Raw genomic sequence first — 11,959 nt, 5'->3', positions numbered from 1 at the left:
ATGAAGTTCATCAGCACCGTTGCTCATTTTTCAGCCCTCAAAAAAGTATCGGCGCAGAAAACATAATCCACGCCAAAAATAATCCAACCTTCAGCGCATACACTGGAAACTCATCATCAGTGTCTCTCTTCTTTATCACATATCGACTAAAGTATCCCAGAATCGTCCCGCCACCATAATGTTTGCGCCATTTCCAGAATCCGAAAAAACCAAACAAAAACAAGGGCAACAACAGCACAGCCAGCTTAAATACAAACACCAAAATTTCCACGGCTCACGCCTCGCATTTGATCTTCCAAGCCTCGAGTGACCTCACACAAAACGATCACCATAGTCGATCCCAACCAACCCACAACAATCAAGCTGATGGCCGTTTCCGAAACTGACAACAAAACGTGAGAACTAAAATACTAGAATAGTTGCCTTCATGAGCAGGATCATTGGACGCATTTGCGTCTCAACCAGAGTAGAACTTTGACACTCGGACCAACACTCTAGCAACCGCAGGGTGCTTTGCCTCAGAAAAATGCACCGTGTCAACGACAAAGAACCCGCGCGACGAACAAACAGCCCCATCCGTTGCGTGGCGTCACCCTTTACCCCCGTGACATGACACCCTGTCGGCCCATGGAGGAACCGCGCGTCAACGCCCACACGGTGATGAAACGCTACCATCAGATGAGCACATTGCCTCTCCCTGCTTCCCCAAAGGAAACGCCCCGCCCAACAGGCGAACAGATCTGTTCTATAGGGGAATGCCGATGCTCTTCTTCTGCCGCCCCCTCACCTTGGGCCGGGAACTCGACCCAAGCGCCGCCGACTACACACAGCCTTACCGTGTGTGATCCGATCTTAGAGCCTGTTCCATGTCCTGTCAGTGCGGCATAGGTGTCACTTCTTTGATCCATGTGAATACGCAGACAAAAACCATGAATATCCGCTTCCGCCCGCCAGAACGGCAAAAAGACCTCCTCGCCGCGATGGTAGATGCCTTGAAGGAGCGTCCAACCCAAGCCTTCAAGATCTGAACGTTAAGGCGCTTTTGAACCGCACGCAGGCTTCCGGTCTTGCGTTAAATTTCCGGTCTTGTGTTAAATCTAAGCCACCTCTGTGCGCTGCATCGAATGGGTGCCATCGGCGCTTGGTTCAAGGCAGAATGAAGCAACCCACTGATGAACTAGCCGCGCGTATTAGCGCGTTCCAATGTGAGGCCGGTCATGAAGGCGCCCTGGCCAAAGAAACTCAGCGCGTCTGTGTTCCAGCACATCGTGCCATGCTATAAGCGAAGCCCGTGTGCCTTCAGTGATCTCAAACCGCACTGGCCGACTGGTTTTGCCTTGCAGGATTGAGGCGCGCTCCTCCACCTGTTCGGCAGTCTGCCGATGTGGAAGCATACGGGGTTTAGCCTCAGATTGGGCCCATGCTGAAGTGTGATGAACGACTGCTTTTTGAGGGGTGATCGCTTGGACTGCCCCACGCCTAAGCTGATATATGGCGTCTTTGCAAATTTCGGTTTCTCCGCATAGCGGACTCCAGTCCAGAAAACGCCGACGACCAGAATCGAAAAGGCCCCGCACGATGACGGTGCCTCTTGCTTTACGACCTATCAGGCATCGATGTCGGGGAACGTCCCGACAGGGGTTCGACTTTATCACTCCAGTCCAATATCGCGCGGCGGCCCCGCCAACACAAAAGTTCGATCTCCTGATCGCTCGGCCACCCCGACAGGATTTGGATCTTGATTTTTGAGGCGTGGCGCTGGCGGAAGCTATGAAAGGAGTGGCCCATGGGCATCAATGACCAACTTGAAAGTAAATTGGGCAAGACCAAAACCCGCAAAGACTTTCCCCTCTCGCCAGAAGAACGCGCCTATCTGGAATTGAACGATCGGTGCATCCACACAGAGCTGGGACATCTTCGCAGCGCAATGCGCTTTGCCGTGAACGAGCGGATCTTCGATAGGGCACCATCTATCGAGCGCCCTGCAAAACCCACGCCCATATAGAGTTTCTTGAAAAAGGAAGAAATTGCGGCCCTGATCGACGCTGCTGCATCTCCACACATTGCGCTGGCAATTCACTTGCTGTTCGCCACAGCGGGTCGGTTCGGAGCTGTTCTGGATCTCACCTGGGATCGGGTAGACTTCCAGCGCGGGATTATCAACCTGCGCCTTGATGACGACAAGACCCGAAAAGGCCGCGCCATCGTCCTGATGAATGCCGGGATCCGGGCCGCGCTCCGAACTGCGCATGACGCCGCCCTCAGTGACTATCTGATCGAATATGCTGGGGGCAAGGTGAAGAATAATCGCAAGGGGTTTGAAGACGCCTACCGTCGTCGCGCCAAGCTTGACAGAGTGACGCTGCATACAATCCGCCATTCTAGCGCAGTCGCCATGGTATCAAATGGCGTGTCGCTGGAGAAGGTGGCTCAGCACCTCGGACACTCAAAAGTCGCGATCACCTATCAGGCCTATGCACGTTTCGCCCCGGACTGCCTACAGTATGCGGCTGAGATCCTTGATTTCGTCCAGATTCGGGAGGCGCGCTGATACTCATCTCAGGTTCACTGAACCTTGGAGCACTTTGCAAAGCAACTCTAAGCTTTTGAAAATTTTGGTGGGTGATGAGAGGCTCGAACTCCCGACATCTTCGGTGTAAACGAAGCGCTCTACCAACTGAGCTAATCACCCGATATGCGGGGATTTAGACAAAGATCCGAACGGGTGCAAGAGGGTTTCAAACATTTTCTTGAAAAAAATCACATTACTTCAAAACCATCTCGCGACCACCTTCGAGGAGGTAGATACAGCCCTGCTCATTTGACAGCTCCGCCATCTTCTGCCGCGTCAGCCCCAGAGCGATGCCTCGCATCACCTGCCCCAGCAATCCATGAGCCACCACCACGGAAGGTTCCCGGAGATCTTCCATAAAGGCATGAATGCGCGTATAAAAACTGTCAAATCCTTCGCCATTGGGTGCCGCACAGAACAGATCTAGATGCCTTGGATTGGCGGCTGAAATCTCAGGAAAGCGCTCGGCGACCTCATCCAGGGTCATCCCCTGCAGGGCACCAGCATGCGCTTCAGCGAGACGCGCGTCCGTCTCAAAGGCCTCCCCTGCAAGGGCAATCTTGGCAGTCTGCTGCGCCCGCCCCAATGGTGAAACATAGCAGGCAGGGTTTTGCTGCAGGATCGGAGTCATCAGCGCCGCCTGCTGCTGCGCATGCGATTTGCCAAGTGCGCTCAAGCGCGACTCCAACTGCCCCTGAATACGCCGCTCGGCGTTCCATTCGGTTTGGCCGTGACGCAGAAACCAGATCTTTGGAAAAACGGTCATTAGGGATGCGTCCTTTGACAATGCTTACGGTTCAACAATTCGCTCGCAGCAATTCGTACCCCCCCACCAAGCGGAAGAAAAGCCCGCTCCGTATCCTACCCTCCCGGAACTCTGCCCTCCGCCCTGCCCTGCTGCCCGTTCGCACAGGTCGGCTTGTTCCGGGCCGACCTGTGCCCGGCCTTGTTCCCGGCCTTGTTCCCGGCCCCGCTTGCACATATCTTGCCCGGAGACCGTCAAAGGCCAACAAACATGAGACCCATCCTCTACTCTTTTCGGCGCTGCCCCTATGCAATGCGGGCCCGACTTGCCCTGGTCTCTGCTGGTCTAAGCGTGGAACTGCGCGAAGTGGTTCTGCGCGACAAGCCCGCTGCCTTCCTTCAGGCTTCGCAAAGCGGCACGGTTCCTTGCCTCACCTACCAGGACAAGGCCCACAACAAGGCGATTGACGAGAGTCTGGACATCATGATCTGGGCATTACAGCAAAAAGACCCGGAAAACTGGCTGGCGATGCCAGAGCACGGCTGGGAGTGGATTGCACGCGCGGATGGGCCGTTCAAGACTGCTCTGGATCGCACCAAATACGCCAACCGCTATCCTGAAGCGGATCCGGTGCAACAACGAGAACTCGCAGGGGAGTTCCTCGCCGATTTGAACGAACAGATCGGCCACTGGATTTTTACGACCCCTTCGATCGCGGACTTTGCCATCTTACCTTTTGTCCGCCAATTTGCCTTTATAGACAAACCCTGGTTTGACCAGCAGCCCTGGCCGGACCTGCAGGCTTGGCTGAACAGGTTTCTCACCTCACACACCTTCGAGCGGATCATGCCGAAATACCCACAGTGGTGTCCGGACCAGCCTGCCGTGCTTTTTCCGTCTCAAACTGGGGCTGAGCCACCGTTGTCCTGACTGATGGCGTAAACACAGGCACCTCTCCTGCTTGCGCATTGACCGAGGCTATCCGCAGCATGTGATAGGACCCGAATCTGTTTTTGACAGTGTTTCTTTTCGGACGTGTTTTTTGCAGGAAATTTCCCCCTGATCTACTTATTCAATCCAAGTCCGAAAACCGAAGCATCAGATACCTGAAGAACTGATTTTACCTGCTTCTGTTTTGTTTTCATTCCGCTCTCAAGATCCTGCAACGCCTGTTTACGACACGTTCAATCCGAAACAGAACTTCTCTCAACCTGACCTTCGGATACCCAAGGCGGATGATCTCAAAAATTTCGAAAAACGCGAGACGTCTAAAATTTAAACTGAATCGTGCGACATCTATAGAAACAAAACCAGCGGCTTTTTAAAAATATACTGCAATTTCAAAATCCTGATAGCCAGCCCTCAAAATTTCAGAGAAACAATTCAATTTGATCTAAATTTTTCATTCATTTTAATAAATCGCATCAAAATTTCTTATCCAGCAATAAACCCTATTCCGCCAGATTGGCAGGCACAGGAGTCACTCATCAACTCCTCTTGCAATGTGCTGCCCACACCGGAGTAAATAAAATGTTCAAAAGTACCCGCTTAATTAGTGTTGCAACTGCTGTGGCCTGTGGCCTTTCGGCCTGTAGTGTCGAAACGGAACAGGTAACCAGACGTGATGCCGATTACAGCACCCGCCTTCTGACGAGCCTGGAAACCTCGACTTATTCAGGAGCAGACAGCACCCGCGCCAAACCGGAACCTTCAGAACAAAGCATGAACGTCTATCTGACTGGCTATAGCTATTGGGACAATACCCCACGGGGTTCAGCGCAAATCGCCCGCCCGGTCATTCACCGAAGTGCCGGTGGAACCGGAACCTATGACGACCCGGTGACCCTGGCTGTGGGCCATATCAAGACCGGCACACGCAGTGTTATGGATTATCCGGCGGGGACGCGGTTCTATATCGAAAAACTGCGCAAATACGCCATCGTCGAAGATCTGTGCGGTGACGGGAATACACCGCAATACGGTCCTTGCCATAGCGGCTATCAGGGCCATGACTGGCTGGACATCTATGTCGGCGGTAGATCGGTAGGTGAAGCTCATTCTGATCGCTGCATGTACAGTATTACCGGCATTCAGAACGTGATCCTGAATCCTCAAAGAGGCTATGAGGTTCATCCGGGTGAAATTTCTACCAGCACCTGCGCCACTTTGTGAGGGCATTACAGACGGCTCAGCCTGCCGCCCCAAGGCGGTGAGCGATGGCCTGCAGGATGACACCATTGGTATTCAGATCAGTGTAGGCTTCGGTTGCGCGACCTGTTTTGACAAATATGGATGACGAAAACCCATTTTCGGTTTTCGATTTCTCCCGCACATGGCGCAGCAGAATATCGGAATAGTCATGCGGCTGATGCGCCGCCCAGAGAAAGGCCGATTTACTGCTGACCACAAGATGGTTTTCACGAAATTCCGGGGTTCGGTATTCTGGTTCTTTGCCGACAGTATCTGTGGCCCAGGTGCGCGTCGCTGCATCCAGCTGCAATCCCTGATAGGTAAACCAGGGGCTCCGGTCGATTGGACCTTCTGAAACACAGGTCAACTGTCCAGTTTCTCGGTATTCTTCCAGTTGTGCGGAATAGAGAACATCGGCCAGATAGGCGCTTTCCGGTGATATGCCCAGCTCCATCGCTTCGAGCAACAGAGGCTCTGCACCGATTGGCCCGATATCCGACGCCATCTCGAGAAGGGCCATCTGATCATCCGTTCTGGATTCCCCCTGAAACACCTCATAAGGCGAGGCGGCTGCAATGCCCCATCTGCGAAAAGCGATGGCTGAATAATGCGCGCTGTGGGAGACATATGACGAGACCAGTTTTTCATTGATGACGGAATGGATCCGCCCATCCACGACGATCTCCTGCAGATTCCAGGATCCGACCAGTTCATCCAGACGATCCTCAAAGCCGCCAAACCGGCGCAGATTGTCCAAGGACGCCAACAGGCGCCCGCCATCACTGCCATCAAAATTCTTGTTGCCCCAACGATGACGATCCGTGCGGATCCAGCCCTGCGGCAAACGCCTGCCCTGCGACACGCGCCCGGCAATATTTGGCAGTATTTTCCGAATGCGGGTTTCGAAAGCTTTGCGATCCAACAGGCCAATCTGGGTGGCGGCAATCAAGCCGTTGATATGGCTCCCGACATCCCACATCGTTACGGTTTCATGCAGGCGCCCGCCGGGCGAAGAATTCACCGTCGCGGGGCATAACCCCGTTGTTTTGTTGGTGAACCTCTCGAAATAGCGCCAGGCGACGCGCGCATCATCCAACAAGGCCGCACGCGCCGACGACGACAGCGGTTTTCGCGAACTAGCCAGCTCCGGTTGAACCGATTCAGCTTTTCTGCGCCGCGCGGAAATAGGATCAGAGGCGAAACGAAACCGCGCAAACTGATCCAGCTGCAAAACCCGTGTCACGCCATCATCGCGAAGATCAGACATCCCTGCCAGCAGCGCCCTGCGCACGGGCGCAAAGCCAAGGCTCTGCGGGTGAATGAAGATCACCAGATCATCCGTGCCCCCCTTGAGATCCTGCAAGATTCGCAGGTCCGCTTCCGTGCGAATATCCACCCGCGACAAAAGCAGAAACCCGTTGCGATCAAATCCGGTTCTTTGCGACTGCAGAGGGTTGAAGGCAACTCCTACCCCGGGGCCCAATGGCCGCGTGGTCCTGACTGTGACGGCAGCGGTCGTTGGACTGGTCGCGATTTCGACCGGGATCATCCCAGGCCAGGTGTCGTCCTGCGCTGCGACAGCATCAGATCTGTCAGACGGCACCCAATACCCCTGTTGAGACTGAGAGAGACGCGACTTCGGTTGACCGGCCTCCGTTTCACCATCCAACGGGGCGGCCACCTGCGTGAACGCTGTCCCTTGGGCGCGCAGTGCAGCTTGGAACTCAGCAAACGGCGCTGCCAAAGCGCCTTCATCGGATCCGGGGTTGACCAATACCCAGCTGATATGGCGGCGAAACCCATAATCATTACGCAGTTGCAGGTCCGAAAGCGGCTGCAAAGACAGATCACCATCCAATTCCGCCAGTAAAAGATCCTCGCAGAACTGATTTGCCGCAACCTCGAGCTCCTTGGGCGAACTCCGGGAAAACTCCTGTGCCGACAAACAAAACAGCCGCTGCGTGGGGGTAGGATCGCCCGCTGCAGGCAGGGCCTTATAAGAGCTCAGCGAGACCCGTTGGCCGCCAAACAATCGAACGGTTCCGTTCTCCCAGGTTTGCGATTGCACCGGTCTGTGAAACTCTGGCCCCTTAACCTCAGGGGCTAGAAACTTTGGCAACACAAGAACATTATAAATCCCTGCAGACCGCACCCCTGTGGGCGCGGTTGGGTTTGCCGTCTCGTCGCAAATGATCGTCTGAAGAGGAGTAGAGGCCGCGCCCGTTGTCTGCAAAGGCGCCAGCATGCTTTGCAGCGACTGCCCTGCCTCAAAGGCGGATCGCGCTTGAAAATGCGCAGACTGACGCGCCAATTCAGGCACATAGGGGGCTATTTCTATATTGCCACCCGCCAACAGATACCCGGCCAGCAGCTGCGCCATCTTGCTCGCAGGGCCAAGCGGGCTTTGTGCGGCATCAAATGGCGAGACGGCGCAGATAACGGGAATGTTGCGCTCTGTCAGCGCATCCAGAACCGTAATCAGGTGTGAAAACGAGACCTCTTCGCTCACATCCGAAAGCACCACAAAGCTCTGCTGGACGGCAGGCGCTGCAAGGGCCGCAGCTGTGCGCATCGGAAGCAGAGCCAGACTGGCAACTGCTGATTTCAAAAACGTTCTGCGTTTCATAGGTTCTGTGTCGCCAATTGATAGTCACGTCCCTGCCGTTTGAGCGAATTCCAGTTGGCCAGACGGCCTGTCACCGCCCGCAGGATCGCCCGCATCACCGAGAAATACAGCACCGGACGATAGAACACACGCTGTAGCGGGAAAAGCAACAATGACCAGTTGCTTTCTTCGCGGTCCGTGGTGATGGCAAAGAAGGCAATCATGAATTCCAGCGCAGGCAGGGTCAGATAGGCCCAGAGGAACTGCGTCTGTTCAGGTCCAAGCGAGCTGCCAACATCACCTGTCCAGCCACCGGCAAAATGCGAATAGAGCATGGTGACGATAAACAGATCCGCAATCGGTGCCAGCAGTGGGAATAGGTAGCCAAAGACAAACATGTCAGGGATGGAGATCAACCCGATGGAACGACCCTCCCAAATGGCCCGCTTGTGCTTCCACGCACTTTGGAACATGCCCAGCGACCAGCGCAGACGCTGGTTCAACAACTGCCCCACCCGTTCGGGAGCTTCGGTATAGCCGCGGGCCTGTTTTTCATAGACGATCTTGTAGCCGGCCCGGTTTACCTGAATGGTCAGATCCGTATCTTCTGTCAGGGTTTCCTCGCAATAGAGCCCGGCCTTTTCGAGCGCTTCGACCCGCCAGGCACCGATGGCCCCAGGAACAACCAAGATCCCGTTTATCAGATCAAAGGCCTTGCGATCCACATTCTGCGAGGTGGCATATTCATAAGCCTGCAGCCGGGTCAGCAGGTTGACACGGTTGCCCACCATAATCTTGCCCGCGACGGCCCCTACTTTGGGATCATCAAAATGCTTCACCAGATGGTCAATGGCATCCTGTTTGATCTGAGTGTCAGCATCAATACAGACGACATAATCGGCGTCCACGCTCATGATCGCGCGGTTCAAAGCGCTCCATTTGCCCTGATTGGGCTGCGAGATAAGGTGAACCTCGTGGCGATGTTTGAACTTCATCACCTCGTTGACAGTATTGTCGGTGGAGCCATCATCAATGACAATGATGTCCAGATTTCCGTAGGTACAGGCGCGCACGCTTTCGATACATTTTCCGATCACGTCCTGCTCGTTAAAGGCCGGGATGATCACTGCCACCTTAGGTTCGTCATCCATTTCGATCTTCTTGTTGCGCCGGTTCAGCAGCGCCATCACCAAGATCCCGACAGAACGCAGCACGCCAATGCACAGCACCACCCAGAAGATCACCACAATCGCGTCCTGCAGCGTGGAGATAGTGGAAAAGGTAATCCGGTCAAACACCGGATAGGCACCTTCGACGATGGGCATCAGGGCGCCGCGGTTGCTGCCAAGCAAATCCGCCAATGTAGTGAAGTCATAACCTTTGGCGCGCAGGGTCTCGATGATCACCGGCAGGGCCGCAACAGTGGCGCTGCGATCCTCGCCGCCATCATGCAGCAAAATGACATTGCCCGCGCCCTGCTCGACCTGATCGATGACATAGCTTGCGATCTTGTCGCTGCTCCAGCCTTCCCAATCCTTAGGGACGATATCCATGCCCGCAATGACGACACCGCGCGACTCTGCCGCATCCAGCGAAGCAACACGTGCGGCACTGATCGGCCCGCCGCTGCGCAAAAAGGGCTCCCGATAGAGCACGGTGCCACGGCCAATGACACCAGCCACGATGCGGTTCAGAAATGAGAATTCGATCTCCTGACGGGTTTCGCTGATCTGATCCATCCGTGGATGCGAAAAGCTATGCGCACCGATCTCATGGCCCTCGTCCAGCATCCGCTGCAGTAGATCCGGCGCATTCATTATGCTTTGCCCCACCACAAAAAACGAACTTGGCGTCTGGCTTTCGCGCAGAATGTCGAGGATTTCGGCGGTATACTCCGGGTGCGGGCCATCATCAAAGGTCAGAACAAGCTTGGTCGGATCTGGCTTGCCATAGCGTTCAACACTATAGGGCTGCGGTAACACGCCATAAGTTTGGTCAACCAAGCGCCCGGTCTGGGGATCAAAGCTGGTCTGGCGCAGCCCTACGCGCGGCCGCTGCTTGATCCGCAAAAAAGCGCCCTCGCCGGAATAGTCGACATAGTGATCAACCGGCACCGATGCCAGCTGGGTGCTCAGAACAGGTTTGTTTTCCTGTTCACCTGCCAACACGGTCCAAAGGCCGGGATCCTCTTGCCCCAGCGACCAGACGGCAACATTGGCGACCCCAAGCTGACGCAGGATCACCAGTTGGTTATGGGCTGAAGCCGCATCCAGCATCCAGATTTTATGCAGCTTTCCCGCCGCATCGCGATAGCTGCTGAAACTGTTGGATGTCTTGGCACTGAAACGAAGTTCTGCACCGGCCTGCGAAATGCGCTGCATTGCGGCAGCATAGGGCAGTGTTTCCGGCAAAGCCGCCCCCGAAGACCAATCAACCGCGAAATTGCCCAGCGCCACCACGATCTTCTCTGGCCCGATCTTGGTAAGGGCCTGGGTCAGAGTGTCTTTGAACCATTGATCTGAGGCCAGAGGCATCGGCGCAGAGCCGATCCAAGGCAGCTGAAACATCTTCAGAATAACTTGGTCAAAACTCTGGATCAGATCCTGATCTTCCCAAAGCGGCTGCCCCCCACTCAACACAATGCATGAGGTCAAACCCTGAGTGCGAAATGCATTGGTCAACTGGACAAAGAACGGTGTAAGCCGGGCAATCTCTTCTGGCTTCAGGGTATTGAAATCCAGACAAGCGCCCTGCGCGTGCAGCTGCCCGACCGTTTGCGCCAATGCCGCCACCACTGCGCCGCCCTGGCTTTCTGTCAGCAGGCTGTCAACAAAGGCAGTGCTGTCTTTTGCCGGATCAAGAAGAACCGAAGGGAGCAGGTTGATTTTCTGCTCCGAGCGCGCCGCATATTCTGTCACAGCCACACGGGTGTCCTGACTGACCAGGGTCACAGCCGGAGCCTGAACCTGGCCTTCAATCGTAATCCACTCAGGGATCAGCACACTGGGACGGGCGCAGTCATCCGCCAACGAGAGGTGAGACCATTCCAAAGCGATGGGCAGGTGGGCAAACAGCTGCGGTCTGAGAGCCGTATCTGCCATGGCAGAAAACACCGGTTGTTCAAAACTGTTGCAGGCCGCCGCCTCTTCTACAGAGGTCTTCGTCGTGGCAAGTACATGCGACTGTGACATAGCTTCGGCCTGGCTCTCCTGCGTGCCACTGAGGACACCATGAGCGAGGGCACCATGAGCCGCATGCCCGTGGTGGGCATGCGCATGCTGTGGGCTATGGGCCGCGTGGGCACCCTGCAGATTCAGAACACCTTTTGCCTGAACCTCAACCGCACGGACCGGATCGAAGACCGCCGCCAGCGACGACCAAATAGGGGTATCTTTGAGAAACAGCCCGATCCAAACGACAAGAAGGATAAGCAGCCCCACGCAGATTCTGAACAACCGCTTGGAACGGCCACGCGCTGGGTCGTCAAATACCTTGGACACCCGGTCAGCCGACACGAGCCTTTCGTTATGAAACGTATATCGCTTCATAGGACCCACTCCACACTGGCCAAAAGAAAAACCGCTGTCTTTTTCTCACGTGTGGAAACAACACATGAGAGTTCAATTGCTCGGCTCACGAGCGCACCTCACCCCAAGTGCAATTTGACCATCCCAGTCAGACCCCAATTAGGGTCTTGTGGTGACACCCCCCACCATTGGGTGCCAGTCACGGATCAAATCGCGGATCAAATTGCTGCATAACTCTGGTAATTCTGACGTCGCGGGCACTTCTGTCAATTTTCATTCAAATTTAACACGTGTATTCCCTAAATTTGATCCGTTTCTTC

At 55.0% G+C, this 11,959-nt stretch carries 8 protein-coding genes and 1 tRNA gene; 4 read left to right on the top strand and 5 right to left on the bottom strand.

The window, feature by feature from the left end:
- Positions 1 to 37: 37 nt before the first annotated feature.
- Positions 38 to 271: a hypothetical protein gene (locus tag PH5382_RS12325; protein WP_156414898.1), complete on the bottom strand. Its 234-nt coding sequence runs from the start codon at positions 269 to 271 to the stop codon at positions 38 to 40.
- Between the two features lie 1,515 nt (positions 272 to 1,786).
- On the opposite strand from PH5382_RS12325, the gene PH5382_RS12320 reads away from it, so the two are divergent.
- A complete protein-coding gene (locus PH5382_RS12320; protein WP_058334685.1) occupies positions 1,787 to 2,005 on the top strand; it encodes a hypothetical protein in 219 nt (72 codons plus the stop codon).
- Positions 2,006 to 2,011: 6 nt separating this feature from the next.
- On the top strand, positions 2,012 to 2,551 hold the full coding sequence (locus PH5382_RS12315; RefSeq protein ID WP_058334684.1) for a tyrosine-type recombinase/integrase: 540 nt from the start codon (positions 2,012 to 2,014) through the stop codon (positions 2,549 to 2,551).
- 65 nt (positions 2,552 to 2,616) lie between these two features.
- Here the strand turns inward: PH5382_RS12315 and PH5382_RS12310 are convergent.
- Positions 2,617 to 2,692, bottom strand: a tRNA-Val gene (locus PH5382_RS12310).
- Between the two features lie 73 nt (positions 2,693 to 2,765).
- On the bottom strand, positions 2,766 to 3,338 hold the full coding sequence (locus PH5382_RS12305) for a histidine phosphatase family protein (protein ID WP_058334683.1): 573 nt from the start codon (positions 3,336 to 3,338) through the stop codon (positions 2,766 to 2,768).
- A 249-nt stretch (positions 3,339 to 3,587) separates the two neighbouring features.
- Here PH5382_RS12305 and PH5382_RS12300 point away from each other — a divergent pair, with 249 nt between their 5' ends.
- Both PH5382_RS12300 and PH5382_RS12295 read left to right on the top strand, forming a co-directional pair.
- Positions 3,588 to 4,247 carry a glutathione S-transferase gene (locus PH5382_RS12300; RefSeq protein WP_058334682.1) on the top strand — a complete coding sequence of 220 codons (660 nt, stop codon included), beginning with the start codon at positions 3,588 to 3,590 and terminating at the stop codon, positions 4,245 to 4,247.
- 600 nt (positions 4,248 to 4,847) lie between these two features.
- Positions 4,848 to 5,489, top strand: coding sequence for a hypothetical protein (locus PH5382_RS12295; RefSeq protein WP_082645650.1), 642 nt, complete (start codon positions 4,848 to 4,850; stop codon positions 5,487 to 5,489).
- A gap of 16 nt (positions 5,490 to 5,505) precedes the next feature.
- Here the strand turns inward: PH5382_RS12295 and PH5382_RS12290 are convergent, their stop codons facing one another.
- Together PH5382_RS12290 and PH5382_RS12285 are read right to left on the bottom strand one after the other, a co-directional pair.
- Positions 5,506 to 8,079, bottom strand: a complete 2,574-nt coding sequence (locus PH5382_RS12290; RefSeq protein ID WP_231751866.1) for a DUF3131 domain-containing protein — start codon at positions 8,077 to 8,079, stop codon at positions 5,506 to 5,508.
- Between the two features lie 50 nt (positions 8,080 to 8,129).
- Entirely contained in the window at positions 8,130 to 11,660 is a 3,531-nt protein-coding gene (locus PH5382_RS12285; RefSeq protein ID WP_058334680.1) for a glycosyltransferase, read from the bottom strand.
- Positions 11,661 to 11,959 lie beyond the last annotated feature (299 nt).

This window comes from Phaeobacter sp. CECT 5382, assembly GCF_001457775.1.
In the GTDB taxonomy this organism is placed as follows: Bacteria; Pseudomonadota; Alphaproteobacteria; order Rhodobacterales; family Rhodobacteraceae; genus Pseudophaeobacter.
The sequence above is the reverse complement of the archived record's forward strand: the minus strand, read 5'-3'. Positions and strand labels throughout refer to the sequence as shown.